At 47.9% G+C, this 26,083-nt stretch carries 25 protein-coding genes and 1 tRNA gene; 18 read left to right on the top strand and 8 right to left on the bottom strand.

Going from position 1 to position 26,083, the window contains the following annotated elements:
- Positions 1-8 precede the first annotated feature (8 nt).
- The 5 genes from BM318_RS10105 to BM318_RS10125 all read left to right on the top strand — a co-directional run bounded on the left by BM318_RS10105 (position 9) and on the right by BM318_RS10125 (position 4,593).
- Complete coding sequence (locus BM318_RS10105) at positions 9-599, top strand: AAA family ATPase (RefSeq protein ID WP_092982495.1); 591 nt, start codon at positions 9-11, stop codon at positions 597-599.
- Positions 600-2,507, top strand: coding sequence for a RecQ family ATP-dependent DNA helicase (locus tag BM318_RS10110; RefSeq protein ID WP_092982496.1), 1,908 nt, complete (start codon positions 600-602; stop codon positions 2,505-2,507). It abuts the gene before it with no gap.
- Positions 2,504-3,454: a methionyl-tRNA formyltransferase gene (fmt, locus tag BM318_RS10115; RefSeq protein ID WP_092982497.1), complete on the top strand. Its 951-nt coding sequence runs from the start codon at positions 2,504-2,506 to the stop codon at positions 3,452-3,454. The genes BM318_RS10110 and fmt overlap by 4 nt, the downstream gene beginning before the upstream one ends.
- A 179-nt stretch (positions 3,455-3,633) precedes the next feature.
- Positions 3,634-3,906, top strand: a complete 273-nt coding sequence (locus BM318_RS10120; protein ID WP_092982498.1) for an HU family DNA-binding protein — start codon at positions 3,634-3,636, stop codon at positions 3,904-3,906.
- A gap of 129 nt (positions 3,907-4,035) precedes the next feature.
- Positions 4,036-4,593: a YqgE/AlgH family protein gene (locus tag BM318_RS10125; protein WP_092982499.1), complete on the top strand. Its 558-nt coding sequence runs from the start codon at positions 4,036-4,038 to the stop codon at positions 4,591-4,593.
- 7 nt (positions 4,594-4,600) lie between these two features.
- Here BM318_RS10125 and BM318_RS10130 read toward each other — a convergent pair whose 3' ends face one another.
- Together BM318_RS10130 and BM318_RS10135 are read right to left on the bottom strand one after the other, a co-directional pair.
- Positions 4,601-5,458: an aminotransferase class IV gene (locus tag BM318_RS10130; protein WP_092982500.1), complete on the bottom strand. Its 858-nt coding sequence runs from the start codon at positions 5,456-5,458 to the stop codon at positions 4,601-4,603.
- Positions 5,459-5,842 carry an START-like domain-containing protein gene (locus BM318_RS10135; protein ID WP_092982501.1) on the bottom strand — a complete coding sequence of 128 codons (384 nt, stop codon included), beginning with the start codon at positions 5,840-5,842 and terminating at the stop codon, positions 5,459-5,461. It lies immediately after the preceding gene.
- A 139-nt stretch (positions 5,843-5,981) separates the two neighbouring features.
- Between BM318_RS10135 and BM318_RS10140 the strand changes: the two genes are divergently transcribed.
- Positions 5,982-6,055 (top strand) — tRNA-Met (locus BM318_RS10140).
- Positions 6,056-6,115: 60 nt separating this feature from the next.
- On the opposite strand, the gene BM318_RS10145 is transcribed toward BM318_RS10140, so the two are convergent.
- From BM318_RS10145 to BM318_RS10150, 3 genes are all read right to left on the bottom strand, one after another.
- Positions 6,116-7,000, bottom strand: a complete 885-nt coding sequence (locus BM318_RS10145) for a hypothetical protein (RefSeq protein ID WP_092982502.1) — start codon at positions 6,998-7,000, stop codon at positions 6,116-6,118.
- A 6-nt stretch (positions 7,001-7,006) separates the two neighbouring features.
- On the bottom strand, positions 7,007-7,156 hold the full coding sequence (locus BM318_RS14445; RefSeq protein ID WP_177218299.1) for a hypothetical protein: 150 nt from the start codon (positions 7,154-7,156) through the stop codon (positions 7,007-7,009).
- A 92-nt stretch (positions 7,157-7,248) separates the two neighbouring features.
- On the bottom strand, positions 7,249-7,602 hold the full coding sequence (locus tag BM318_RS10150) for a DoxX family protein (RefSeq protein ID WP_092982503.1): 354 nt from the start codon (positions 7,600-7,602) through the stop codon (positions 7,249-7,251).
- Positions 7,603-7,636: 34 nt separating this feature from the next.
- Here BM318_RS10150 and BM318_RS10155 point away from each other — a divergent pair, with 34 nt between their 5' ends.
- The 6 genes from BM318_RS10155 (at position 7,637) to BM318_RS10180 (ending at position 17,246) form a co-directional block, all read left to right on the top strand.
- Positions 7,637-8,002, top strand: coding sequence for a DoxX family protein (locus BM318_RS10155; RefSeq protein WP_092982504.1), 366 nt, complete (start codon positions 7,637-7,639; stop codon positions 8,000-8,002).
- Positions 8,003-8,115: 113 nt separating this feature from the next.
- Positions 8,116-10,374, top strand: coding sequence for a DUF7133 domain-containing protein (locus BM318_RS10160; protein ID WP_092982505.1), 2,259 nt, complete (start codon positions 8,116-8,118; stop codon positions 10,372-10,374).
- On the top strand, positions 10,322-11,044 hold the full coding sequence (locus tag BM318_RS10165; RefSeq protein ID WP_177218300.1) for a 3-keto-disaccharide hydrolase: 723 nt from the start codon (positions 10,322-10,324) through the stop codon (positions 11,042-11,044). Before BM318_RS10160 ends, BM318_RS10165 begins: the two co-directional genes overlap by 53 nt.
- Before the next feature lie 33 nt (positions 11,045-11,077).
- Entirely contained in the window at positions 11,078-13,000 is a 1,923-nt protein-coding gene (locus BM318_RS10170; RefSeq protein ID WP_092982507.1) for a DUF294 nucleotidyltransferase-like domain-containing protein, read from the top strand.
- A 30-nt stretch (positions 13,001-13,030) separates the two neighbouring features.
- Positions 13,031-13,672, top strand: a complete 642-nt coding sequence (locus tag BM318_RS10175) for a 3'-5' exonuclease (RefSeq protein ID WP_177218301.1) — start codon at positions 13,031-13,033, stop codon at positions 13,670-13,672.
- Between the two features lie 193 nt (positions 13,673-13,865).
- Positions 13,866-17,246, top strand: a complete 3,381-nt coding sequence (locus BM318_RS10180; protein ID WP_092982509.1) for a DUF5060 domain-containing protein — start codon at positions 13,866-13,868, stop codon at positions 17,244-17,246.
- Positions 17,247-17,248: 2 nt separating this feature from the next.
- On the opposite strand, the gene BM318_RS10185 is transcribed toward BM318_RS10180, so the two are convergent.
- The gene (locus BM318_RS10185) at positions 17,249-18,214 is read right to left on the bottom strand and encodes a phosphoribosylaminoimidazolesuccinocarboxamide synthase (RefSeq protein ID WP_092982510.1); all 966 of its coding nucleotides are present in this window, start codon (positions 18,212-18,214) and stop codon (positions 17,249-17,251) included.
- 28 nt (positions 18,215-18,242) lie between these two features.
- Positions 18,243-19,196 carry a PhoH family protein gene (locus tag BM318_RS10190; RefSeq protein WP_092982511.1) on the bottom strand — a complete coding sequence of 318 codons (954 nt, stop codon included), beginning with the start codon at positions 19,194-19,196 and terminating at the stop codon, positions 18,243-18,245.
- A gap of 122 nt (positions 19,197-19,318) precedes the next feature.
- Here BM318_RS10190 and BM318_RS10195 point away from each other — a divergent pair, with 122 nt between their 5' ends.
- From BM318_RS10195 to dnaN, 5 genes are all read left to right on the top strand, one after another.
- Complete coding sequence (locus BM318_RS10195; RefSeq protein ID WP_092982512.1) at positions 19,319-20,149, top strand: SAM hydrolase/SAM-dependent halogenase family protein; 831 nt, start codon at positions 19,319-19,321, stop codon at positions 20,147-20,149.
- Entirely contained in the window at positions 20,150-20,443 is a 294-nt protein-coding gene (locus BM318_RS10200) for a putative quinol monooxygenase (RefSeq protein ID WP_092982513.1), read from the top strand.
- A gap of 8 nt (positions 20,444-20,451) precedes the next feature.
- Complete coding sequence (gldF, locus tag BM318_RS10205) at positions 20,452-21,183, top strand: gliding motility-associated ABC transporter permease subunit GldF (protein WP_092982514.1); 732 nt, start codon at positions 20,452-20,454, stop codon at positions 21,181-21,183.
- Positions 21,180-22,847, top strand: coding sequence for a gliding motility-associated ABC transporter substrate-binding protein GldG (gene gldG, locus BM318_RS10210; RefSeq protein WP_092982515.1), 1,668 nt, complete (start codon positions 21,180-21,182; stop codon positions 22,845-22,847). Before gldF ends, gldG begins: the two co-directional genes overlap by 4 nt.
- 110 nt (positions 22,848-22,957) lie before the next feature.
- Positions 22,958-24,076 carry a DNA polymerase III subunit beta gene (dnaN, locus tag BM318_RS10215; protein WP_092982516.1) on the top strand — a complete coding sequence of 373 codons (1,119 nt, stop codon included), beginning with the start codon at positions 22,958-22,960 and terminating at the stop codon, positions 24,074-24,076.
- Positions 24,077-24,196: 120 nt separating this feature from the next.
- On the opposite strand, the gene BM318_RS10220 is transcribed toward dnaN, so the two are convergent.
- A complete protein-coding gene (locus tag BM318_RS10220; RefSeq protein ID WP_092982517.1) occupies positions 24,197-24,559 on the bottom strand; it encodes a DUF4870 domain-containing protein in 363 nt (120 codons plus the stop codon).
- A gap of 92 nt (positions 24,560-24,651) precedes the next feature.
- Here BM318_RS10220 and mnmE point away from each other — a divergent pair, with 92 nt between their 5' ends.
- On the top strand, positions 24,652-26,043 hold the full coding sequence (mnmE, locus tag BM318_RS10225) for a tRNA uridine-5-carboxymethylaminomethyl(34) synthesis GTPase MnmE (protein WP_092982518.1): 1,392 nt from the start codon (positions 24,652-24,654) through the stop codon (positions 26,041-26,043).
- The last annotated feature ends 40 nt before the right edge of the window (positions 26,044-26,083 follow it).

Raw genomic sequence — 26,083 nt, forward strand, 5'->3', positions numbered from 1 at the left:
TTTGTTTAATGGATCGGAATAGACCCAAACGCATTGTCATAACCGGTGGTCCCGGAACCGGAAAAACAGCCGTTATTGAGGAACTGGAACGCTCAGGCTATCACTGCATGCATGAAATTATCCGGGACATGACCCTACGGGCAAAAGCAGAGGAAGAAGCCACTCCAATTACAAATCCCCTGGCTTTTGTGGCTGATCCACTCGCCTTCAACGAAAAATTACTGGAAGGGCGGCAGGCGCAATTTGAGGCAGCAGCCACTCTGAAAGAGGATTTGGTTTTCTTTGACCGCGGCCTGCCGGACGTCATTGCCTATATGGATTATTTTAAACAGGAATATCACAATGCTTTTACCAGGGCCTGCCTGGAGATGCGCTACGATATGGTTGTTGTCCTTCCCCCCTGGCGGGATATCTATCGACAGGACGACGGAAGGCTCGAGGCATTCGAAGAAGCCGTGGACATTCACAACCAACTGGTTACCACGTATCAGCAGTGTAATTATGAAATTACCACCTTACCGACGGGTACTGTTGTTGAGCGTGTATCTGAAATGCTCTCCCTGGTTACCAATCGCTTTAATTCAGAACGCCTTCCCTGAATGACCCAACCGGAAGAAATACTGGAGAAATACTGGGGGTACACCACTTTCCGGGGTTTACAGAAACCCGCTATTGAAAATGTACTTGCCGGAAAGGACACCTTACTCCTAATGCCTACCGGTGGGGGCAAATCACTATGTTATCAGGTTCCGGCTTTGATGCTGGAAGGAACCACCCTGGTCATTTCCCCACTTATCGCTCTGATGGAGGACCAGCTCAGCCGCCTGAAGCAGCAAGGGGTAAAGGCTATGGGCTTATTTGGAAGCATCACGGAAAATGAACTGATCGATCGCCTGGACAACTTGAGTTATGGCAATTACGACCTGGTCTACCTAAGTCCGGAAAGATTGAGACAAGAATTGGTGCTGGAACGCATTTCACGATCCAAGATATCGCTGATTGCGGTAGATGAGGCGCATTGCATCTCGCAATGGGGTTATGACTTCCGGCCGGCTTATCTGGAATGCGCCCGATTGCGGGAATTACATCCGGACATTCCATTTATTGCACTTACTGCCACTGCTCCCGAAACGGTACGGCTGGACATCCTCAAGCAACTGGAGATGCCTGAGGCAACCGTGCTTTCGGATTCTATGTTCCGCGAGAACATTTCATTTGAAGTACTGAAAACTGAGGATAAGCGCTATCGCCTGAAAACCCTCTGTATGGCTGCCAACGGCAGTGCAATTATTTATGTTCGGAGTCGCAAAGCAAGTGTCCTGCTTGCCGATTATCTGAAGGATTCCGGATTAAAAGCCCTGAGCTTCCACGGCGGAATGGATTTGGACAGCAAAAAGAAAAACTTGCAGCTGTGGCTAAAGGATTCCGACAGTATTATGGTCGCAACCAATGCCTTTGGGATGGGTGTGGATAAGGCCGACGTCCGCCTGGTTGTCCATTTTCACATCCCTGAGACTTTGGAACACTATTATCAGGAGGCCGGACGGGCCGGTAGAGACGGCCTTCCGGCACGGGCTGTATTGCTCGCCGGACCCGCTGATATTTCAGACAGCGAGTCGTATTATCTGGGAAATCTGCCAGGCACCCGAGACCTGATCCTGACCTACAGGAAGCTTTGCAACTATTTTGAAGTTGCCTACGGCGAATTGCCCGAGGGGGTTTACCCTTTTCGGTTGGAATCGTTTTGCAATCAATACAAACTGCCCATATCCAAGACACTGAAGGTTCTGGAAGTCCTGGATCGGCAAGGCGTGATTGGGTTGAGTCGCCAGTATTCGGCTCAGGCTAAAATCCAGTTCATTTGTAAAAAGGAAGCCCTTTGGGGATATTTTGAGAAATACCCCTTGATGAAGGAACCCATACAGTTGTTACTCCGGACCTATGGCGGCCTTTTCGATTTTCCCACGGCTATCAGAACCCTTGGAATAAGCAAAAAACTATGGATCTCTGAAAGTGAATTTATTCAATGGCTGGAACGATTGGACCAGGACGAAATCCTTAACCTGGAACTCAATACATCGGATTTGAATCTGCTATTTCTCGTGCCTCGGGAAGATGAGCGAACTATTCATTTGTTCTCCCGGGACATTGAAAACCGAAACCGACTGCGAATCGCTAAGGTCAACGCCATGTTGACCTATGTTGAAGAAAGTTCCCTTTGTCGTCAACAGCAGATACTGGCTTATTTTGGCCAACCACAACCGGAACCCTGCGGAATCTGCGATGTTTGCCAGCCGCGTGTCGCCAATTCCAACCTAAAAGCCAATAGAACCCAACTGATTCATCGGCTAAGCCGTAATTTGGCCCATGGCCCGAAAACCTCAAGAGAGTTGATAGCGAGCAGCGAGGTGCCCGAGCAGGAAATCCTGGCCACCCTGCAGGAAATGCTACAAGAAGGCAAAGTTGCCATTAGCGATAGTAATACCTATTATCTTACAACCAAATGAATGTACTGAAGATTGCCTTTATGGGCACCCCGGAATTTGCGGTCGCTTCCCTGGCCGCATTGCTCGAAGCTGGGTACGACGTAGTTGCCGTAGTTACGGCTCCGGACAGGCCAGCGGGACGCGGTAGAAAACTCAGGCAATCTGCCGTAAAACAATATGCCCTTTCAAAGGAGTTACCCGTTTTACAACCCACCAACCTGAAGGATCCGGAATTCCTGGATTCCCTTGTGGCATTCGGCGTTAATCTTCAGGTTGTAGTGGCCTTCCGAATGCTTCCCGTTGCCATCTGGTCTTTCCCGGAATTCGGAACGTTTAACTTACATGCTTCGCTCTTACCCGACTATCGGGGAGCTGCCCCCATAAATTGGGCAATTATAAATGGCGAGACTACTACGGGCGCTACTACCTTCTTTATTAATGAAAACATAGATACAGGGAACATCCTCCTGCAAGAGTCCCTTGAAATTGGACCTGAGGAGAATGCCGGGGAGTTGCATGATCGCCTCATGGAACTGGGTCAGGAATTGTTGGTTAGAACTGTTGGCCTTATTGAACAGGGCGAAGTCAAGGCAAAAAAGCAAAACGAGGCCGATCCTGATAAGAAGGCTCCAAAACTAAATCGGGACAATTCTAAGATAAACTGGAACCAGCCCGCCGAGACGCTTCATAATTTAATACGGGGACTCAGTCCTTACCCCGGGGCCTGGACCCAAATGTGGAATAACAACACAGATGGGATGCAGTGCAAAGTATTTAAGGCGACCCTGACGGATCGCAAGTCCGGGACGGATCCTGGCCAACTTATTCTGGACCATGGGAGGTTGTTCGCTGCCACCTCAGACTTCGATCTGGAGCTCCTCGAAATTCAATTAGAAGGGAAACGCAGGATGCAGGTTTCGGACCTGTTGAATGGCTTCGAATTAAAAGAAAATGCCTACTTACTCTAAAGGCCCGGAATTAAAGGGCTCAACGCAAATTGACCAAAATCCGGTCAGTTTATCAACAATGGCTCTAAGTTATCAACAAAAACGCTGATTTGCCCCGGTTTTACTTGTGTTGCACGCAAATCCGTATAAATTTGTTTGCGCTTTGCAATATGTATAACATCTATTAACGAAATTTAATTATGAACAAGACTGAATTAATCGATGCCATGGCAGCTGATGCCGGTATCACCAAGGCAGCCGCTAAAAAGGCACTCGAGTCTTTCCTCGGGAATGTTGAAGGATCACTGAAAAAAGGAAACCGAGTTTCACTCGTAGGTTTCGGATCCTGGTCAGTATCTCAGAGAAACGCCCGCGAGGGTCGTAACCCATCTACGGGTAAAACCATTCACATCCCAGCCAAGAAAGTTGTTAAGTTCAAAGCGGGATCTGATTTGAGCGATGCTGTAAACTAAGCAGTAACTACTCGATCCAAAATATTGAAGCAGCCCCGGGATACTCCCGGGGCTGTTTCTTTTCCACTACTTTGGGTTGTGTATTGGAGGAATTATGCTATTTTAGAACTAACTAACCCTCTTATTTGCATGCTTAGCGAACCGCAAAAAGGAAATCTGCTCATCGCAGAGCCAGCGCTTACAGGAGATGTCTCCTTTAATCGCTCGGTGGTTTTACTTGCGGAACACAACGAAGAAGGGTCAGTAGGTTTTATCCTGAACAAGCCCTTGAACTACAGCATGAGCGATCTCGTAGACGAGATCGAAGTCCCTTTCCCCGTATTTAATGGGGGGCCGGTAGAACAGGACAACCTTTATTTTATCCACAACGTACCCCATTTGATTTCGGATTCCATTGAAATCTCCGACGGAATTTTCTGGGGTGGCGATTTCGATACTACGGTAACCCTGATCAATACGGGGCAAATCAGTCAGAACGATATTCGTTTCTTTCTGGGATACTCGGGATGGGCTTCCCTCCAGCTCAATCAGGAATTGCTCTCGAAATCCTGGATTGTAGCTTCCAATAAATATGAGAGCGATATCATCCGCAAGTCTACCCAGGCCTTTTGGAAAGAAAAGATGATGGAACTTGGGGGCGACTATATGCTCTGGTCAAACGCCCCGGAGAATCCCAGCCTGAACTAGAATCGAATTAAGATTCTTGTCCCGCTATTTGTTGGTTTAATTCATTGAGAACCCGCTCAGCAACCTCATGTCCATAGGTCGCCTTTCTGTAGGCCGTAATGGGCCGGATGCCACGAATTACATTGGTAGCAAATAGTTCATCGGCCTGCTGCAGTTCAAAAGGTGAAATAGAGGCCTCAACCCATTGATATTCCGAATCCGTTGCACCAAGCTTTAATAATTGCTTTCGAAGTATACCATCTAAAGCCCCGTCGGCAAGTGGCGGGGTCTTGATCTCCTTCCCCCTGACCAGGAAAATATTGCCATCAAGAGCCTCTGCAACCGATTTATTGTGGTTTAGGAGAAAGCAGGTTTGCATGTCATTTTCACGGGTGTAGATACCGGCCAGAACATGAACGATCTTGTTGCTATGCTTTAAGCCGGTGAGCTCATCGGCATGGAGGTAATAGTCTTTGTAGAGGTCGGCCCGGTTGTCCCCGGTTTCCAACTCATAAGCCGCTTTGGACAGCGGCTCGTGCTCCACTATGTAGCGAATTCCACGATCCTCAGGGGTATAGCGGCCACCTTCCTTCCGAAATACGGTCAGGCGTATTCTCGCGGGCTGAGTTGCCACACCATCGGCCTGTAAACCCTTGCGAATTTCCTCCTCCAGGAACTCCATGGTAAAACTCATAGGGATCTCCATTCGGAGGCGCCGCATCGAGGACATCAAACGGAAGTAGTGGTCTTCCCAAAAAAGCAATTCAGCTCCGGTATAACGAATAGTCTCAAATAACGCATCGCCATAGCGCAGCCCGCGATTTTGATGATTCAGGAAATGGGAATCGGCGGGAAGTAAATCGCCGTCTAGATTTATGGTGGACATTTACGTAGAACCCAGGATTTGCTTCAGGTCGGATACCTGATTGTCCCACAACATTTTAGCCTCTTCCACCTCATCCTCTTCGGCAAAGTCTGTAATAAAGAGCGATACATCCTTGGTAATCTCGTCTACGATTATCCGCATCTCAAAATAGGAGTCATCTTCATTGTATTCCCAGGCAAAACGAACAAATTCATCGGATTTGCGCTTGAGCATGCGGGCAACCTCTTCCGCCCCATCCCAGATAAAGGTGAATTTCTCACCCCGGGAGTTGACGTTGTCCGCAAACCATTCCGAAAGCCCGGATGGTGTAGCGAGATATTGGAAGAGCAACTGGGGAGAGGATTGAATAACAAACTCCAGTTCAAATTTCACCTTGTCTTCCATTATAATTGGGATTTTTAGCTCGCGGGCAATATATCGAATTATGCATGATTAAAAAATAATTGAAGAAAAACTTTTTGGGGGGATCGCCTTGGGGAAACAATGGAGAAAAACTATATTTGCAGCCGCTTTTATACACCACGGCGAGGTAGCTCAGGTGGTTAGAGCGCAGGATTCATAACCCTGAGGTCGGGGGTTCAAGTCCCCCTCTCGCTACGCATATTCAAAGGGCTTTCAATTATATTGGAGGCCCTTTTTTTATTAGGATAATTACCGCTATCCGCTTACCACTACATCCTTCTCATAATAATTGTGGATTTGAATCAGGATTAGCCCAAAACCGACCGCCGCCACTATCAGAACGGTACTAATCAGTCCACTAACCCCAAAGGACAAGCGAATTAAAATGGTAGATACGATGAATCCTGAATTACGGATAATCTTGTGGAATTTATCTGTATAGAAAAATGACAGCAGGAGAAGAACAACATCCACAAGAATAAGTACCGTAAAAAACTCATCGAAGAATAAATTATTGATGGATTGAAAGGATGGCAACTGATCTGCAGTAAATGAAATCTCGTTAAGCCAACCTGCTAACGTTATAAGAGCCAGTACAAAAAACAGGGGAACCAGAAGGGTAGCAATGATCTTTTTTCGCCGGATAAACCGCGTTAGTTTACTATCCATTACCTGCGTTGAAGTTACCTTTCGCTTACCGCGCTTTTGAAACTGATATATTAGATAAAACAGTAATAACGAAGCGATTACATCATAAGTGAATTGTAAGTCGTCTTTTATTTCAAACCAGTTCGAAGTAAGTTCCAACGAAGCCAAATCCTTAAATAGCTTCCTGATTATGATCAGGGTAATAATCTCATACTGCTTGGTTATATAAGTTGTGAAGGATTTGGGTAAATAATATACGAGTAGGTAAACCTCATAAATCAGTATAAACGAGAATGGGGTATAAATTGCAGATATTGGATTTTTGAGCAATTCCGACTCAGCAAACCAATTTACGATTCCATAATTCGTTAGGAATATCAAGGCTAAATGAAGGACGAAACTAAGTACAGCAACACGCAGGATTATCCGTTCTATCCGTTTTTTGGTTTCTTCGGATAGAAACAGCTTAAATAGTCTATCAGAAATATTCACGGCTAATTACTCGCCCTGGGCCTCAGGCGAAGGAGAAGCCGAATTTCCAGCCCGTTGCCTGCGCAGGGCCTCTAGTACTTCTGGATCAAATCTTACCCCATTGGTATGCATATCGGCCATGGGCAGCTGGCTGCGAAGGTCTTTTTTCTTTTTCATCGTAACACTTTATTAGCAATTACTATCCAAATTTTAAGATTACTTTGATAGTATTGCTATTAAAGATACGGATTATTGTTTAACTTTATCATCTATTCATTAAACAAAACAAAGAATAAGGCCAAATTGACTAAGGCATAGAATAATGATGGGGTAGATTTTAAAAAACTATCTTTAATACGGATGCGTGTTATAAAGCCCAGTACCATGAGCATGGAAAGTCCCATACTCCCCAAAAGTGCCAATGGAAGAAACCATAAACCTATCAATAAAGCCAAAGCTCCAGCAAGTTGAAGGATTCCGGTCAGTTTTCTGTATTTACTCAGGCCATATCTCTTAAACTCAAGCATCATATAAGGAGAATAGAGGCAGGTAACTCCGAAGAATAAAAAGGAGATGGCCGAAAACAGAAGTAAGGTCAGGGCTAAAGGTCCAATGGAATTCATAAATCTTATAAATTAACTATATAAACTCGCAATCATGGAATACGTATTAACCGGGATTAAGGTCTTTATTTTTCTGAGCATTATTAATGTTTGGTTCTTTCGTTTTAACAAAGCTACGACCTGGCGTGGTGGTTCTGCAAAAAGTATGAAAGAAGAATTCGAAGTATATGGCCTATCCGAAACACTTATGTACCTGGTAGGAGCCCTAAAAGTAATATCCGCAATCCTGATCCTGGCCTCGATCTGGTTTCCATCGTTAACTATACCTGCTGCCGGAACCATGGCTGTGCTTATGGCCGGCGCAATAAGCATGCATGTAAAAGTTCAGGATCCCATAAAAAGATCTTTTCCAGCCTTTTCTTTTTTAGTACTCTCTGTAGTTTTAATTTTTGCCGGTTAAGCATTCCTAGTACGTACGCAGTTTTTAAAACGAGAATTATACTTCCATCAGAACAACTTAAATTTTTCGGGTAGTATTTTTTGTACTTATCTTTAAAGGTCATTGTGCGCGACATGAGGCCTATTTTAACTGGTATTCTTTCCCTTATTCTCCTAACCGGTGTTAGCTGTGTCAGTAACTTCGAGGAACCTCAGATCGACCTTTCCGCCTATGAATTAACCCCGGGCCTCGTATTACAAAACATAGCTTCCGAACCACTGATAGAAGCCCCTGTGGCCCTGAATTTCGATTCTCAGGGCAATATTTGGGTGCTGGAGATGTCGGGCTATATGAGGACGCTGGAGGGCGTCGATGAGGAAGACCCCATCGGGCGGATCCTGGTACTTGAAGATAAAGACCGGGATGGCGTTGCCGATCACAGCAAAGTATTTTTAGACAGCCTCAAACTGGCCCGCGCTTTCACCCATGTTTATGGTGGGCTGCTTTATGCCGAACCGCCTTATCTGTACTTCACGGAGATTACTGAAGACTTGCTGCCCGGGAAAACGGAAATCGTGGATTCGGCCTATGCAGTAGGTGGAAATGTGGAACATCAGCCCAACGGGTTATTGATGAATATCGATAACTGGATTTATAGTGCAAAGGACTCCAAGCGGTATCGAAAGCAAAAGGGAAAATGGATCAAAGAATCCACCTCCTTCCGCGGTCAATGGGGCATTACCCATGATCCTTACGGCCGCCTGTACTACAACGACAATTCCAACCAGCTGCGCGGGGATTACGTACTTCCCAACCTGGTCAACAAGAATCCGAGATACGAGGTTCAGTACAGTATTGGCAATAACGTAGTGGCGAATCAAGCCGTTTACCCGCTGCAGGCCACCGCCGTAAACCGGGGTTATATTCCCGGGGTTCTTCGGGAAGATGGGATGCTCAACAATTTCACAAGCGCCGCGGCTCCGCTGTACTTTGAAGGTTCTGGTTTACCGGAAGCATTCTCGGGGGATTTCTTTGTATGTGGACCAGAAGTAAATCTGGTTAAGCGGAATCGGGTCGGATTTGACTCCTTACAGACCAGCGGGGAACAAGTATGGAAGGACCGGGAATTCCTGAGAAGCTGGGACCAGGCATTTCGGCCCGTAAATTTGGCCAACGGACCGGATGGAGCTCTTTTTCTGGTGGATATGCACCGTGGTATTATTCAACATAAAACCTATCTGACAAGTTATCTCCGGGAACAATACATCTCCAGGGGGCTGGATACGGTTAGCGGGATGGGTCGAATCCTTAGAATTTCCAGCGATTCTCTACCCTATCGACGTGTAGATCTCACCTCCTTGTCGGCAGTAGCTCTGCTAGACTCCCTGGCTTCGGCCAATATCTGGATTCGGGATAATGCACAGCAGCTTTTAATCACAAAAATTAATGCAGGTTCCACTGAAAAAGGCCTATCCGAATCAGGTGTCGAAACCACTGCGCGACTTCAGGATATTGTAAATACAGCCGGCAGCGAGAAAACCCGGATTCACGCATTGTATTCCCTGGAGGGCATTGACCAACTCCGATTGGAAAAGCTAGACCTCAAAGGATTAGCGGAGTATCCCCATTATACGTCCCATATTTTAAAATTAATGGCGGAGCGGGACTTTAAGTTATCTGTCGGGGCACTGGAAACGCTTTTACACGCCAGGAATGAAATTATTGATTACTACCTGGTTCACTATCTGGCCCGGACTTTAGCGAAAAATGGAACAGGCACTGAAGATTCATACCTCAATTACCTCACTGCACTTTTGAACCGGCATGCGGAAACCCCAATCTACGAGGATGCCCTCTTTTCGGCCTTGTATCCCAATGAAAAACAGTTTTTCTTAAACCATGAAAAAGCACTTAGTGAGGGATTGAGCCAGCGCCTGGATTCAATATCCCAGCTCCAGATCCCGGAAAAAATCAATTTTTCTGTTGGCGAAGACCCGCTTACCCGTGGACGCATCCTTTTTAATACGCATTGTGCTACCTGTCACGGACCGGATGGTAAGGGGATACAGAATTTAGCTCCCCCTCTGCTCCAATCGGAGTTCGTTTCCGAATCCAAGGAGCGTCTGGTGGCGTTGATGCTTTATGGCTTGCACGGCCCCATAACGGTTAATGGCACCGCCTACGATTTTCAGGTCGCTATGCCGGGGATCGGGAACAACAAAGAACTAACCGACGAGAATATCCGGGATATTGGAAATTTTGTGCGCAATGCCTTTACCACTTCGCCTCAAAGTATCCGAACCACTACCATTGATAGCCTCAGAAAAATTGACCGAACCTATGACCAGACCTTTACAGCAGACCAATTGCATGACCTTTTTGACTCGAATTAGCTTTTTCTTCTTCCTGGCGCTCCTATTGGGCAGCTGTGGCGGTTCAGAACCCGATTGGCAGTATTTAGTCAAAGACCCCGAGCTTACGGCCTGGGAGGTGCGCAATGGCAAAGCGTCCTACATTCTGGAGGACGGAGTAGTTATCGGCACTACCGTAGCGAATTCCCCCAACACTTTTTTGTGTACCCGGAAGCAGTTCGATGATTTCATTTTGGAGTTTGAGGTAATGGTAGATCCCAATATTAATTCGGGCGTGCAATTCAGAAGTCACAGCAGACCTGAATACAATGACGGACAAATACACGGCTACCAGGCAGAGATCGATCCCAGCCCCCGCGCCTGGAGCGGTGGGATCTACGAGGAAGGGAAACGCGGCTGGCTCTATACCCTGGAAAATAATCCAGAAGGCCGCACCGCCTTTAAAAATGGGAGCTGGAACCACTATCGCATCGAAGCTTTCGGAAACCAGTTGGCGATTTGGGTCAACGGTATCAATACCGCCAACCTGATCGACGAAGCCGAAAGTTCCGGATTCATCGGATTACAGGTACACAGCATCCCGGACGATTCCCTTGCGGGAAAGCAAATCAAATGGAGGAATATCCGGTTACTAACTCAAGGGGCCGAATCGTTCAGGTCGGAAACCACTGCGCCCTTGATTCGCAAATAGCTATTTTGGCTAACTTTAGTATAAATCCCTGCAATGAGCAATCGTATTTCCGAACGCGTAGCCGATTTTTTGGGTCGCTTCCCCCCTTTTAACGAATTTACCTCCCGGGATCTGGAAGCTCTTGCCCTGGAGGTAGATATCGTATATAAAGAGAAGAGCAGCTTTATTTTCAAACAGGGCGAAAAAGTACATTCCAGTTTCTATGTTGTCCATAAAGGTGCGGTAGAGCTCAGACATAGCAACGATGGATCCATCATAGACATCTGTGATGAAGGGGATATTTTTGGCTTACGTCCGCTTGTCGCAGGAGAAGATTACAAATTACAGGCACAGGCCCGGGAAGAAAGTATCCTTTACGCCATTCCCATTGCGGTATTCCGACCTTATATTCAGAGCTACGAAGAAGTCGGGAACTTCTTGTTGGAGAGTTTTGCTTCAAACACCCGAAACCCCTATTCCAAGGAACACAGCGGTAAGCTGCAACTCACGGTAACTGACAATCCGGTTACATCAGGAATAAACACCTCGTATACCGCTGTTATTCCCCTCGAACCCAAGAAGAAAATTATCCGGTGCGAACCGCAGACTCAAATTCGCGAGGTAGCCGAGCTAATGACCCACCATTCAGTGGGATCCGTGCTGGTCATGAATGGGGACATCGCTGTGGGCATCATAACGGACAAGGATCTAAGGAACCAGGTGGCAACTGGTAAATTTCCGATCGATGCGGCGGCTGAGAACATAATGAGTAGTCCGCTGATTACCTACCCCAGCACACTCACCATAAGTCAGGCCCAACTGGCCATGATGAAAAACGATATCAGCCATCTGATTCTTACAGAAGACGGAACCCCGGATAGCCCGGTTAAAGGGATGCTTTCTAAATACGATGTCTTGCTGGCCCTGGGGAATAACCCCGAGGTACTGATGCGAGCCATTAAGCGTACACGAAAGATCAAGCGGATTGTCCCGATTCGAAAACGTGTTGTTCAGTTACTTCAGGGCTACCTGCAGAATAATTTTCCCATGTCATTGACGACCCGGTTGATTTCCGAACTCAATGACGCCTGCATCAAACAAGTCATTGCCCTTTCCTTAAAAAAGGAAGGACCTCCCCCGGTGCCATTTTCCTGGCTATCGTTGGGAAGTCAGGGACGCGGAGAGCAACTCCTGCATACGGATCAGGACAATGCCATCCTTTTTGCCGATGTTCCTAAAAAAGAGTTGCCCGCGGTCAGCAACTATTTCAAAAACTTGGCCGAACGTATTAACCGAGGCTTAAGAACCATTGGTTATGAATACTGTCCCGCCGACATGATGGCCTCCAATCCCGCCTGGTGCCAGAGTTTGGGCGCCTGGAAAACCCGGGTTACCGAGTGGATCAGTAATCCGGGCAAAGAAGAGGTCTTACTCTCCTCTATATTTTTTGATTATAACCATACCTACGGCGATCCCACACTAGTTCGGGAGCTGTCGGATCATATTTTTAAGACCGCTGAGTCCTACCCTATGTTTTATACCCATTTGGCGGCAGGGGCATTGCAAAACCCTTCCCCCACTGGTTTTTTCCGGCAGTTTCTGGTGGAACAGGACGGAAAGCATAAGGACTTTTTTGACCTCAAACACCGCGCCCTTATGCCCTTAACCGATGCTGCAAGGGTGTTGATTTTGTCCCATCATATCAAAAGTATTAACGGTACGGCGGCCCGTTTTGAAAAACTGGCCGAATTGGAACCAAATAATCGGGAATTCTTCCTTTCCTGTTCCTACGCGACCAAAGCTTTGCTAAAATTCAGGACAAAACAAGGGCTGCTTCACGGGGATTCCGGTCGGTTTATAGCGTTGGATAATTTGAGTAAGGAGGAAAAAATTAAGCTTAAGCGAACCTTTAAAACCATAAGTGAACTCCAGGAGCTCTTGACCATACGCTTCAAGGGTGCCACTTTACTTTTATAAATGGCTGGCGTAGCGGGTACTTGGAGGAAAATGCTAAGCAGGTTTTGGGAGAAGCCATTACCTGAAGGGATTGCAGCGGATTTACAAGCTGTGAGCTTTGTAGTACTCGATACGGAAACAACGGGTTTTGACCCGGAACGGGATCGCATTCTGAGCCTGGGTCTATTGAAGATCAAGGGTACCCGAATTGCGATTAATCAGGGTGTGGAATTATTTCTGGAGCAAGAGCATTTTGATCGACAGAGTGTTCCAATCCATGGGATACTAAAGGAAGGACGTCACAAGCGAGTCCCTGAGGCCGAAGCGATGGCACTTCTCGACACCTACTGCAAGGATGCAATCCTGGTTGGACATCATCTGGGTTTTGATCTGAGCATGATTTACAGGGCACGCAAAAGAAATGAGCTGCCCGAACTTAGGAACCCGGCATTAGACACTGAAAAGCTCTATAGGAAAAGCCTGATAAAAAGTCCTGTTTTGAAAAAGAAAGAGCATTACTCCCTGGACGAATTGGCAAAGGCTTATGACCTGAATTGCAAAGATCGGCATACCGCACTCGGGGACGCCTATATTACAGCGATGGCCTTCCTGCATATCCTCAACAGACTGCAAAGCAAAAAGGATTTATCTACCCGACAGCTCCTACAGCTAGGTCAAATCAGTTCATTTTAACGGATTCGTGTATTTCATCGAAAAAATTGATGATTTCATCTAATTCTCCCGTTGTCTTTTTAAGTTTATGCTATCGGAAACCAGGTGTTTTCATGATCAGGCATCCCAAATCGCCTGAATAATTGACGCCCCTGGGGCCTGAAGGACTCAAATTTTCTTGTAAAAGGTGGGTCCATCACCCAAAAACCTACTTATGCACCTGAAAACTACCCTGCTGGCGATAGCTTGCCTATTGTCGGTAACCCTTACACATGGCCAGACTACAATTCTTGGCGAACTCAAAAAATGGCACACCGTCCGCATACAATTCCAGGGTCCTTCGACCAGTGAATCCGCAGCGGTAAATCCTTTTCTCGATTATCGCCTCAATGTAAAATTTACTGCCCCCGACGGACGTCAAATCGATGTTCCCGGATTCTATGCAGCCGATGGAAATGCCGCCGAGACAAACGCCAGCTCCGGCGCCATCTGGGAAGTACGCTTTAGCCCGGATCAGATAGGATCATGGAGTTATTCCGCTTCCTTCCGCACTGGTTCAGACATCGCTATTGACCTGGCATCCAATGCAGGTACGGCAACTTCATTTGATGGTGCCAACGGTAGTTTCTCTATAGGTGCAAGCGATAAACCACTACCCGACAACCGCGCCAAAGGACGCCTTTCCTATGTAGGGGAACGCTACTTACAATTCGAAGAAAGCGACACCTATTTCCTGAAAGCCGGAGCCGATTCACCCGAAAACCTGTTGGCCTGTGCTGATTTTGACAATACCGTTGGTAGCAAAACATGGGGGCCCCATGCACAGGACTGGAATAGTGGAGACCCAACCTGGGATGGCGGCAAAGGCAAAGGAATTATAGGTGCTGTTAACTACCTGGCAGACAAGGGTATGAATGCTTTCTCTTTCCTAACCATGAATGTTATTGGAGATGGGAAGGATGTTTGGCCCTGGGTTTCCAGTGCACACAGTGGCCTGGATGGTGCCGGAGGTCAGGATGCTGAGAACAGAACCCGTTACGACGTCTCCAAACTGGAGCAGTGGGAAATCCTGTTCGCACATGCAGATAGCAAAGGCATGTACCTTCACTTTAAAACCCAGGAAACCGAGAACGATCAACTGCTTGACGGGGGAGACCTGGGCACCACGAGGAAACTCTATTACCGGGAACTGATCGCACGATTCGGGCATCACCTTGCCCTGAACTGGAATCTCGGAGAGGAAAACGATATTTTCGCCGAGCTCTCCGATCCGAATCAATCGCGCATTAAGTCGTATGCGGCTTATGTTCGGGACCTGGATCCCTATGATCACAATATCGTGATCCATAGCTACCCTTCCCAAAAACAGCCTGTTTACGGGCCACTACTTGGAAACGAGGATTTTACCGGAGCTTCATTACAAAGTAATATCAATAACGTCCATGACGATGTGAAATACTGGATCGATCAGGCAGAAGCCAGTGGCAAGACCTGGGTTGTTGCTAACGACGAACAGGGAGGCCACCAGGTCGGTGTTGCTGCCGATGCCTCGTATTCCGGAGATAAGGGAGAGCAAGCCGATAACCGGGACGAAGTAAGACACCGAATCCTTTGGGGTACTTTGCTAGCCGGAGGTGCCGGTGTAGAATACTACTTCGGGTATCAGACGGGCGAAACCGATTTAACGGCAGAGGACTGGAGAAGCCGGGCCACCAAATGGGACGATGCCCGCCACGCCCTGGATTTCTTTAACGAACACCTTCCGTTTTGGTCGATGTCTTCTAATGACGGCCTTACCGGGAAATCAGACAACTACTGCCTGGCAAAATCGGGTGAGATTTATGCCATTTACCTGAATGGAGGAGGTACGGACCAACTAAACCTCAACGGACAAAGTGGCACCTATGAGGTATTGTGGTATAACCCGGCCAGCGGAGGGTCCCTGCAAACCGGGAGCGTTAGCAGTATTGAAGGTGGTGGTTCCCGCAGCCTGGGAAATGCCCCTTCCAGCCAAAATTCGGATTGGGTAGTACTGGTACGCAAAACTTCAGATTCCGGCGGCGGTTCCGATCCCGGAGATGGCGCATGCCAGGGAGCCTATCAGGAACAAAATGGCCTGGTAGTTATCGAAGCTGAAAACCTCAATACCACCTCCGGATGGGTTCAGCGCAGTGCCGCCAGTGGTTATACCGGATCCGGTTACCTGGAATGGATCGGTGGTGATAACTTCGGAAGCCCCGGTAATGGTACTATCCCGGTGCCTATTCAGATTAATACCCCTGGAAAATATCGCTTCCAGTGGCACTCCAAGGTAGGACAGGGAACCAACCCTACCGAACATAATGATTCCTGGCTCCGCTTTCCAGATGCCTCCGATTTTTACGGAGAAAAGTCGGGAAGCAGGGTATATCCTCATGGGAGTGGCAAAAGCCCGAACCCCGAGGGTGCCGGTTCGGCCGGATGGTTTAAAGTTTACATCAGTGGGTCTACTGCCTGGAGTTGGGCCACCTATACCAGCGACAATGATGGCCACTTCATCTATGTGGAATTCGATACCCCGGGTACGTACACCATGGAAATCTCAGGCCGCTCGAACAATCACCTGATAGACCGTATTACCCTTAGCCTTAACGATTCAGGGGCAACAGACCTTAATTTAGCCGAAACCCCGTGTGATGGCAGTGGCAATGAACCCGTTGCAGTTTCCGGGGTTACGGTTAGCCCGGAAGTAGTGAGCCTGTTTATAGGACAGTCTTTGCGGCTATCAGCGGATGTGCAGCCTGCAAGCGCCTCCGACAAGCGTGTGACCTGGAGCAGTTCTGATGCCAGTATTGTCAGTGTGAATACCAATGGAGAGATCCTGGCTCTTGCCCCGGGGCAAGTAACGATCACCGCGGTTACTGCCGACGGTGGATACAGTGATACCGCCCTGGTAGATGTTAGTCCTCCGGACGATCCCAACGATCCCGGAGACGATCCTGATGACGATCCCGATGACGATCCGAACGATACGCCTGGCGTACTCCCGGTAATGAATGGCACAACTGCCACTGGACTGGAAGGAAGCAACCTTGTTTTCGAATTTACCCTGGATAAGGCAGTCTCAGAACGGGTTGAAATCCCGCTGATCTTTGACGATATCACGGCAAGGCGAAACGATTACGAGCCACTACAGGAAATTCTGGTTTTCGAGGCTGGCGCTACCCTGGCGATCCTCGAGGTTGCCACCGTATCCGATAACCGCATCGAAAACAATGAAAGTTTTGAGATTCGCGCGACCGACGACTCGGGAAGCCTGGGTGTCCAGGTACCTGAAGTGTTGGCAATAGGCACCATTGTTGACGATGACCAGCCCATGAAGGTGTCTCCGAACCCCGCAACGCCTTTTAGCCAGGTAGCCATAGCCTATGTTCAGGAAGGAAGTTACCAGCTGGAGCTATTCGATACTTCAGGGAACCTGCAGCAACGGCTTACTATTGAGGTCCGGGAAGGTGAAGAAACATCCTTTGAGCTGGGCGATTTAGCGCGCGGCCTCTATATCGTGAACCTAACAGGCAGCGATTACTCCTATACCGCTAAGCTAATGGTACGATAAGCCTAATGCTCCGCTCGAAAGGACTGCAGGAAGGTTAGTACGTTATCCTCAATGCGTTTATGAATATCACCGGTCTCGGCCCGTTCAAAGGTAAGGCCGGTGATTTGTTCATATAGCTCAATGTAACGCTCCGATACCGTGGCTATATAGTCATCCGGCATTTCCGGGAGCGTTTGCCCTTCCAGCCCCTGGAAATTATGTGAGATTAGCCATTGTCTCACAAATTCCTTGGAGAGTTGCTTCTGGGGTTCCCCCTGGGCCTGTCGCTCCTCATATCCAGCTTCGTAGAAGTAACGGGAGGAATCCGGTGTGTGGATTTCGTCGATCAACACGATTTTACCATCCGGGGTTTTCCCGAATTCGTACTTGGTGTCAACCAGAAGCAAGCCTTTCTCGGCGGCCAATTCAGTACCCCTTTGAAACAGGGCCCGGGTATATTCCTCCAACACTTTGTAATCTGCTTCACTCACAATGCCCCGGCTAATAATTTCTTCACGGGAAATATCCTCGTCGTGATCGCCTTGCTCGGCTTTAGTAGCCGGAGTAATTATGGGTGCGGGTAAACGGTCGTTCTCGCGTAATCCTTCAGGTAGCGGCACCCCACAAAGACTTCGTTTCCCAGCTTTGTATTCGCGGGCAGCATGCCCGGCCAAATAGCCGCGGATTACCATTTCCACCTTAAAGGGTTCGCATCGAAAGCCTACAGCAACGTTGGGATCCGGACTGGCTAAAAGCCAATTGGGAACGATATCAGAGGTCTGCTGCATCATCCGGGTAGCGATCTGATTCAGGATTTGTCCTTTAAAGGGAATTCCCTTAGGCATTATAACGTCGAAAGCCGAGAGCCGATCGGTCGCAATCATAACCAGTAAGTTGTCCTGCAGGGAGTAAACCTCCCGAACTTTTCCCTTGTACACCCCCAGTTGTCCTGGAAAATTAAAATCAGTTTGGGTCAATGCAGGAGTCATGGTTCTGTGGGTATGAATTGCTGAAGCATTAGTTTTGATGCTCTATAGTCTTGTAGGCATCGATGACTTTTTTAACCAGTTTGTGGCGAATTACATCTTTGTCGTCGAGATAAATCATGGCGATCCCCTTTACATTTTTCAGTATCAAAAGCGCCTCTTTTAATCCGGATATCACTCTTCTGGGGAGGTCGATCTGCCCGGGATCTCCAGTGAGCAGGAATTTTGCATTCTTTCCCATACGCGTTAGGAACATTTTCATCTGGGCATGGGTCGTATTCTGCGCCTCGTCGAGGATAACGAAGGCATGGTCCAGCGTCCTTCCCCGCATAAAGGCCATCGGGGCAATCTGTATGGTACCGTCTTCGATGTACTTTGCCAAACGCTCTGCAGGGATCATGTCCCGCAGGGCGTCGTACAGCGGTTGCATATAAGGATCGAGTTTTTCCTTGAGGTCTCCCGGGAGGAAACCCAGGTTCTCCCCCGCTTCAACAGCGGGTCGGGTAAGGATAATGCGCTTGACCTGTTTGGCTTTCAGCGCCCTTACGGCAAGAGCTACCCCGGTATAGGTTTTCCCGGTTCCCGCGGGCCCGATTGCGAATACCATGTCGTTTTTTTCGACCGCATCTACCAACCTGCGCTGATTGGTAGTTCTGGCCTTAATCAATTTACCGGCCACCCCATGCAGTAACACTTCCCCACTGCTCTCGGAATTCTGGTATTCTGCTTCATCTACACTCTCCAGGATACGATCAATACTGTTTTCGTCCAGGTTGTTGTAGCGATTGTAGTGGTCCGTTAGCATTTTGAAACGCTTCTCGAATTCCTCCAATAGGGGCGGATCCCCAAAGGCCTTTATCTCCGTACCCCGCGCCACTAACTTTAGCTTGGGATAGAATTTTTTGATGTGGTTAAAATTGGAGTTGCGTTCCCCGAAGAATTCCCGGGGGTTGATATCGGTAAGTTCCAGGCTGAGTTCGTTCAAAAATCAGATATTTGCAGGGGTGAAAAACAAGGGTGCAGCGCCCTTAAATTTTGCTTAATTTTGTGAAACAAACTTACGTAAAAATCAGTTTGAGCCTCTAAAAAAAATATCAACAGCACGGGATGCCCATAATCACCCTGACTACGGATTTTGGTAATAAAGACCACTTCGTAGGAAGCATCAAAGGAACTATTTACAAGGAGCTGAAAGAGGCCGTAGTGGTCGATATTTCCCACCATGTTACCCCCTTCCACATCCAAGAATGCGCTTACCTGCTCAAAAATGCGTATAAATCCTTCCCCGAAGGTAGCATCCATATAGTCGGTGTTGATTCCGAGTTAACCCCTGAAAATAAGCACATTGCAGTATATGTAGATAAGCATTACTTCATCACTGCGGATAACGGGGTTATCAGTCTTATTCTCGCAGAAGTCCAGCCCGATAAAGTGGTGGAGATTAACCTGCCCAATAATCCGTATTCCTCCTTTCCCGTACTCGATGTCTTTGTTCCCGTTGCCTGCCATATCTTTCGGGGAGGCACCCTCGAAGTTGTTGGTAAACCATTTAGCGCTCTGAAACAATCCCGGGAATTTGCCCCGAGGATTTCCAACGATGGCAATACCATTACCGGTAGTGTTATTTACATAGACAACTACGGAAATGTGGTTACAAACATTACCAAAAGTCTGGTGGAGGCCTATCGCAATGGGCGCAACCTGACGCTGGAAGCCCGGAACAAAAAACTACGCCAAATCCACAACAATTACTCGGGGATCATCAACTATGAGCTGGACCCTTCTAACCGGAAGGGACCTGGCGACTTATTAGCGCTTTTCAATGCCTCCGGCTACGTGGAACTGGCCATCTATAAAAGTAATCCGGAGACCGTAGGAGGAGCAGCAACCCTTCTGGGACTCAATTACAGGGACACCGTGATCATAAACTTTAAGTAAATGCTGACCCGTATCGTTTGTTTGCAGTTTAAGCAAGAAAATATTCCTAGTTTTGAACGGATTTTTGAAAGTTCCCGGGAACGCATCCGCACCTTTCCAGGATGCAAACACCTGGAGTTATTACGGGAATCCGGGGAGGTAGGAATCTTTTTTACCTACAGTAAATGGGAATCTGAATCGGCCCTGGAGAATTATCGGAAATCCCCTTTTTTCAAGGGTGTCTGGTCACAAACCAAGGCACTCTTTGCGGCTCCGGCAAAGGCCTGGAGTTTGTATAATCATTTAGACGAATAAGCCAGTACATGCGGGCTATTTTTAGAAAGGAAATTGCATCATTTTTTGGTTCACCGGTGGGCTATCTGGCCATGGGTACCTTCTTGGTGCTCAGCGGTCTGTTCCTTTGGGTATTTAAAGGCCCGTTCAATATCCCGGATTACGGATTCGCAGACCTGAGCCCTTTTTTCCTCCTGGCGCCCTGGGTGTTGCTACTGCTGATTCCAGCGGTGAGTATGCGTACGCTAGCTGAGGAAAGGCGCATGGGAACCCTGGAGTTACTGCTGAGCCGGCCCACATCGGCGGCCAGGATTGTGCTTGGAAAGTTCCTTGGGGTATTGACCCTCGTTCTAATTTGCCTACTCCCTACCCTGATTTATGTTCTGGCCATATGGCAATTGGGAAGTACTACGGGAAATCTGGATATGGGTCTCGTATTGGGATCCTATCTCGGCTTGATCCTCCTCTCGGGAACCTATAGTGCTATTGGAATTTTTGCTTCGAGCCTTACCGAAAATCAGATTGCGGCATTCCTGTTCGCCATTGTCCTTTGTTTTGCAATGTATTACGGCTTCGAGAGCCTGAGCACACTGTTTTCGGATGGTGCTTCTGCCCTGGACATTGCCGGTATAGGCTTAAAGGCCCATTATGAAAGCATTAGCCTGGGGGTATTAGACAGCCGGGACGCCGTCTATTTTATTTCCCTCACTTTATTCTTCCTCCTCCTGGCCCTAATCCAGGTAAAAAGATTGCGGAAATGAACAGGGCCGGGCTTTTAAAATATTTACTCATTGCCGTTGGCGGCCTTGTCGTGGTTAACTTGCTGGCTTCTATGTTCTATGTTCGCTGGGATCTCACCGAAGACAAGCGCTTTACACTCTCCGAGCCGGCCCTGGCTACCCTGGATAAGCTGGAAAACCCTATATCCATAGACGTACTGCTCGATGGCGATTTGCCCGCTGAATTTGTTCGATTGCAACGAGAAGCCCGTTTGTTGCTGGAAGAGTTCCAATCGGAACACGAGGATCTCGGTTTCACTTTCCTGGATCCGCGTGAAGATCAGGCGAATCCGGATGCCGTGGTAGAGCAATTGATTCAACTGGGAATGAAGCCTGCCAACGTCACCACAGAAGACAACGGCCGGGTTAGTCAGGAAATGGTTTTTCCCTGGGCTGTAGTAACCCATGGGGAACGCAGCGAAATAGTCCCCTTGTTGCGAAACCGCCAAGGGGCCACCCTTGAAGATCGTATTACGCATTCCATACAGAATATGGAATTTGCCTTTGCCGATGCCTTTGCCAAATTAGGAGTTACCGAAAAGAAACGTGTTGCAGTGCTACGGGGAAATGGGGAGTACGATGATCGCTATCTGAGTGACTTTCTAACCACTCTTAGAGCCTACTACAACATTGCTCCTTTTACCCTGGATTCCGTGGCCACTGATCCAGAGCAAACCCTGCGCCAGCTGCAACAATTCGATGCAGCACTAATCGCCAGGCCAACTGAGCCTTTTAGTGAAGTGGAAAAACTAGTACTGGATCAGTTTATGGTGTCAGGAGGAAAAACACTCTGGCTCACTGATGGGGCTTCCATGGAACTGGACAGCCTGCTGGCCGGAGGCGGTGAAGCGCTGGCTATTGCGAATGACCTGAATTTAAGCGACCTGCTCTTCCGTTACGGTGTTCGGATTAATCCGGATATGGTCGCAGATCTTTTCTGCTCGCAGATAGTCCTGGCTACGGGAGAAGGTCGGGAAGCACAATACAACCCGCTACCCTGGATTTATCACCCGCTGTTGTTATCGAGCAACAACCACCCGATTAATACCAACCTCGAAGCTTTGCGCATGCAATTCGCCAGCTCCATCGATACCGTTGGTAGCCGATACGATAAAACCGTCCTCTACAGAACTTCGCCGAGATCCCGTACAGAGGGAGTTCCCAAGCTGGTAAGCCTGAACATCCTGGACCGCGAACCAGATCCCCAGCAATTCCAACCGGGCGGGTTTCCGGTGGCTGTTTTGGTAGAAGGAAGCTTTAACTCGGCCTATGCCAATCGCATACGCCCCATTGAGCTTCGGGGATTTCAGGAAAATGGACCTGAGAATAAACTCATCGTAATTAGTGACGGAAGCCTGATAGCCAATCAACTCAATCAGGGGCGCCCCCTGGAACTGGGATATGATAAATGGACGGGCAGCTTCTACGGCAACAAGGAATTCCTGATCAATTCCTTCAATTATTTGTTAGATGATCAGGGGCTCCTGGATTTGCGACGAAAGGAAGTAGATATCCCCTTGCTGGACCCGGAAAAGACCGCAGAAAACAAAATGCGCTGGCAATTGTTGAATATCGGACTTCCCCTGCTCCTTTTACTCGGTATTGGACTGACCTTCAATGCCTTGAGAAAAAGGAGATACAGCTAGTTGTGTTGATAAGTTTGTTTTACACCGACAGACATTTAAGATATATTTGTCAATCGGGCTATGTCCTGCCCTGGGTTTAATAAAATCGGGGCTTTAAAAGCATCTCATTTATGAAATTTATAGTATCCAGCAACTACCTTCTGAAACAGCTGCAGGTGTTGGGTGGTGTTATTAGCAATAGCAATACGCTTCCTATCCTGGACAATTTCCTTTTCAATCTGAATAAGAATCAGCTCAGCGTATCGGCTTCCGATCTGGAAAGCACCATGAGTACGGTCCTCGAAGTAGATTCGGAAGACCAGGGAGTTATCGCCGTACCTGCCCGACTGCTTCTCGACACACTAAAGACTTTTCCGGAGCAACCCCTGACTTTTGTGGTTGCTGATAATAACACTGTAGAGATTAGTTCCAGCCATGGTAAGTATGCGCTGGCTTATGCAGATGGTGCGGAATTTCCAAAAGCCGTGGAGTTGGCCGATCCCAGCACAACAAAACTGATGGGCGATATCCTTTCCACTGCGATCGACAAAACACTCTTCGCCGCTGGAAACGACGACTTGCGCCCTGTAATGAGCGGGGTATTTTTTCAATTCAGCCCGGAGCACCTGACTTTTGTAGCTACCGATGCCCACAAACTCGTGAAGTATCAGCGCAGCGATGTAAAAGCACCACAGGTTGCTGAATTCATTATGCCCAAGAAGCCGTTGAATCTGCTCAAGGGAATCCTAGCCGGAAGTGAAGAAGAAGTAACGATCTCATATAACGACAGTAACGCCAAATTCAGTTTTGATAATACCGAGCTGGTTTGCCGGCTGATCGACGGGAAATACCCGAATTACGAGGCGGTAATCCCAAGGGAGAACCCTAATAAACTTGTAATACAACGCGGGCAGTTTCTCAGTTCTGTGCGGCGTGTATCTATCTTTTCTAACAAGACTACCCACCAGATTCGTTTGCGAATCGCCGGAGCGGAACTCAATATTTCTGCAGAAGACGTAGATTACAGTAACAAGGCGGAAGAGCGCCTAACATGTTCTTATCAGGGCGATGATATGCAAATCGGCTTTAACTCGCGTTTCCTTGTGGAAATGCTCGGGAACCTCGATTCCGACGAAGTTAGCCTAGAGATGAGTCTGCCTAACCGTGCAGGAATCCTGACCCCGGCCGATGGCCTGGACGAAGGCGAACAGGTGACCATGCTGGTAATGCCGGTAATGCTGAACGACTAAGGATTGCCTCAGTAAGCCTGAAGCACGAATTAATTCTTCAACCGACAAAAACAAAACCCACAAGTGCGCTACTTGTGGGTTTTTTATGGGTGTAAGATTCCCTTTGACTGACCTCTGGACTTACGAAAAGAACGGAATGGTCAGGAATGTACTCGGAGATTCCCCATTGCTTGCCCGTACCGCATTTACGATTGGCAGAACAAAGCCGAGGATTGCTGTTCCTATGAGGGTGATTATACCCAGACCCAGTAATAAGATAGCCGGGATACTCAGGATTACATATAAGATCAAGCTTAGCTGCAAGTTTATGATAGCCTTGCCGTGCTCGTTCATTCCTTCTACCCTATTTCGGGAGGATAACCAGATAATCAATGGGACTATCAGGCTACCAAACCCAATAAAATAGGTTAATAATTGCGTTAGGTGCGTAATTGTCAGCAGTGGCCGGTCAACCCGCATTCCTTCTCTAGATACTACTTCCATTTTTTGATTGATTAGTGATTGTGCCTCATTAGTCGCAAAAGCGAGTAAATTGTTACAAATCAGCGTACTTTTGCAATAAATACGGACTTTTCATGACCTCAACAGAAACAATTATCGCCCTTGCTACTCCCGCTGGATCAGGTGCCATAGCTGTCCTGAGAATCTCCGGGCCTGAAGCCATAGCTATGGCGGCAAACCGATTTAAGGCCGAATCCGGGCGTTCCCTGACTGAGGTGGCCGGCCATACGATTCATTTGGGCACGATTCGCGAAGGCAGTCGGGTGCTCGACCAGGTCCTGGCGAGTGTTTTCCGGGGACCGCGCTCCTATACCGGCGAAGATGTCGTGGAAATCTCCTGTCACGGTTCTCCCTATATCCAACAGGAAATATTGCAATTATTCCTTAAGGACGGGTGCCGGATGGCGCAACCCGGGGAATTTACGCTCAGGGCTTTTCTGGCTGGAAAAATGGACTTGAGCCAGGCCGAGGCTGTTGCCGATTTAATCGCTTCCGAAAATCAGGCGAGCCATCAGATAGCCTTGCAACAGATGCGCGGTGGATATAGTTCGGAAATACAGAAACTCCGGGAGGAGCTGATCCATTTTGCTTCTATGATTACCCTTGAGTTGGATTTTTCCGGGGAAGATGTGGAGTTTGCAGAAAGGGACGAATTCCACAACCTCCTCAATAAGCTCTCCGGACTATTAAAATCACTTATCGATTCTTTTGCTATGGGAAATGTCTTTAAAACCGGGATTCCGGTTGCCATAGCAGGAGAACCAAATGTGGGCAAGTCTACCTTGTTAAACGCATTGCTCAAAGAAGAAAAAGCTATCGTTAGCGATATCGCAGGAACTACCCGGGATGCTATAGAAGATGAAATCAGCATAGGCGGAATCGGATTTCGATTTATTGACACCGCCGGAATACGGGAAACCTCGGATACGGTAGAGAATATCGGAATACAAAGAACCCATGAAAAAATGGATCAATCCCGGATGATCCTTTATCTCCTGGACGGTGCCGCGCTTCAGGACAAGGACAGATCGTCACTAAAAGAAGCCCTGAAAGCCCTTCAGGAGGCGCATCCTCAAAAGCCCCTCCTTGTTCTGGTCAATAAGGCCGATAAAATGAGTGACGAGCAGAAAAATTGGGTGCAGGAGGATATCCCCTCCCCTCTGCTCATTTCTGCCCGCACCGGTTCCGGTCTGGATGCCCTTCAGGAGGAATTGCTGAATCATGTTAACCGTGGCCTGCTCCAAAATCAGGATCCCGTTGTCAGCAATTCCCGCCACTACGAGGCATTGCTCAATGCACAAAAAGCGATCGACGAAGTTAAGCGTGGATTGAGCGAGGAAATCCCTGCGGATCTGCTTTCCGTAGACATCAATCAGGCATTGCATCATTTAGGGGAAATCACCGGGGAGATTTCGTCCGATGATTTGCTGGGCAACATTTTTGCCAACTTTTGTATTGGGAAGTGATTCTGATTATGAACTTTTAGCTTTAAATCCGCATTTGTCC

The organism is Robiginitalea myxolifaciens (genome assembly GCF_900115205.1).
Taxonomy (GTDB): domain Bacteria; phylum Bacteroidota; class Bacteroidia; order Flavobacteriales; family Flavobacteriaceae; genus Robiginitalea; species Robiginitalea myxolifaciens.

Excerpts from the sequence above, each read along its gene's own strand:
- BM318_RS10125 (WP_092982499.1), top strand. The coding sequence starts at position 4,036 with ATGCTTAGCGAACCGCAAAAAGGAAATCTGCTCATCGCAGAGCCAGCG.
- BM318_RS10135 (WP_092982501.1), bottom strand. The coding sequence starts at position 5,842 with ATGGAAGACAAGGTGAAATTTGAACTGGAGTTTGTTATTCAATCCTCT.
- BM318_RS10105 (WP_092982495.1), top strand. The coding sequence starts at position 9 with ATGGATCGGAATAGACCCAAACGCATTGTCATAACCGGTGGTCCCGGA.
- BM318_RS10195 (WP_092982512.1), top strand. The coding sequence starts at position 19,319 with ATGCCCATAATCACCCTGACTACGGATTTTGGTAATAAAGACCACTTC.
- BM318_RS10170 (WP_092982507.1), top strand. The coding sequence starts at position 11,078 with ATGAGCAATCGTATTTCCGAACGCGTAGCCGATTTTTTGGGTCGCTTC.
- BM318_RS10130 (WP_092982500.1), bottom strand. The coding sequence starts at position 5,458 with ATGTCCACCATAAATCTAGACGGCGATTTACTTCCCGCCGATTCCCAT.
- BM318_RS10200 (WP_092982513.1), top strand. The coding sequence starts at position 20,150 with ATGCTGACCCGTATCGTTTGTTTGCAGTTTAAGCAAGAAAATATTCCT.
- BM318_RS10120 (WP_092982498.1), top strand. The coding sequence starts at position 3,634 with ATGAACAAGACTGAATTAATCGATGCCATGGCAGCTGATGCCGGTATC.
- BM318_RS10160 (WP_092982505.1), top strand. The coding sequence starts at position 8,116 with ATGAGGCCTATTTTAACTGGTATTCTTTCCCTTATTCTCCTAACCGGT.
- fmt (WP_092982497.1), top strand. The coding sequence starts at position 2,504 with ATGAATGTACTGAAGATTGCCTTTATGGGCACCCCGGAATTTGCGGTC.
- BM318_RS10180 (WP_092982509.1), top strand. The coding sequence starts at position 13,866 with ATGCACCTGAAAACTACCCTGCTGGCGATAGCTTGCCTATTGTCGGTA.
- BM318_RS10110 (WP_092982496.1), top strand. The coding sequence starts at position 600 with ATGACCCAACCGGAAGAAATACTGGAGAAATACTGGGGGTACACCACT.
- mnmE (WP_092982518.1), top strand. The coding sequence starts at position 24,652 with ATGACCTCAACAGAAACAATTATCGCCCTTGCTACTCCCGCTGGATCA.
- BM318_RS10175 (WP_177218301.1), top strand. The coding sequence starts at position 13,031 with ATGCTAAGCAGGTTTTGGGAGAAGCCATTACCTGAAGGGATTGCAGCG.
- gldG (WP_092982515.1), top strand. The coding sequence starts at position 21,180 with ATGAACAGGGCCGGGCTTTTAAAATATTTACTCATTGCCGTTGGCGGC.
- BM318_RS14445 (WP_177218299.1), bottom strand. The coding sequence starts at position 7,156 with ATGAAAAAGAAAAAAGACCTTCGCAGCCAGCTGCCCATGGCCGATATG.
- BM318_RS10220 (WP_092982517.1), bottom strand. The coding sequence starts at position 24,559 with ATGGAAGTAGTATCTAGAGAAGGAATGCGGGTTGACCGGCCACTGCTG.
- BM318_RS10150 (WP_092982503.1), bottom strand. The coding sequence starts at position 7,602 with ATGAATTCCATTGGACCTTTAGCCCTGACCTTACTTCTGTTTTCGGCC.
- BM318_RS10185 (WP_092982510.1), bottom strand. The coding sequence starts at position 18,214 with ATGACTCCTGCATTGACCCAAACTGATTTTAATTTTCCAGGACAACTG.
- gldF (WP_092982514.1), top strand. The coding sequence starts at position 20,452 with ATGCGGGCTATTTTTAGAAAGGAAATTGCATCATTTTTTGGTTCACCG.
- dnaN (WP_092982516.1), top strand. The coding sequence starts at position 22,958 with ATGAAATTTATAGTATCCAGCAACTACCTTCTGAAACAGCTGCAGGTG.
- BM318_RS10165 (WP_177218300.1), top strand. The coding sequence starts at position 10,322 with ATGACCAGACCTTTACAGCAGACCAATTGCATGACCTTTTTGACTCGA.
- BM318_RS10155 (WP_092982504.1), top strand. The coding sequence starts at position 7,637 with ATGGAATACGTATTAACCGGGATTAAGGTCTTTATTTTTCTGAGCATT.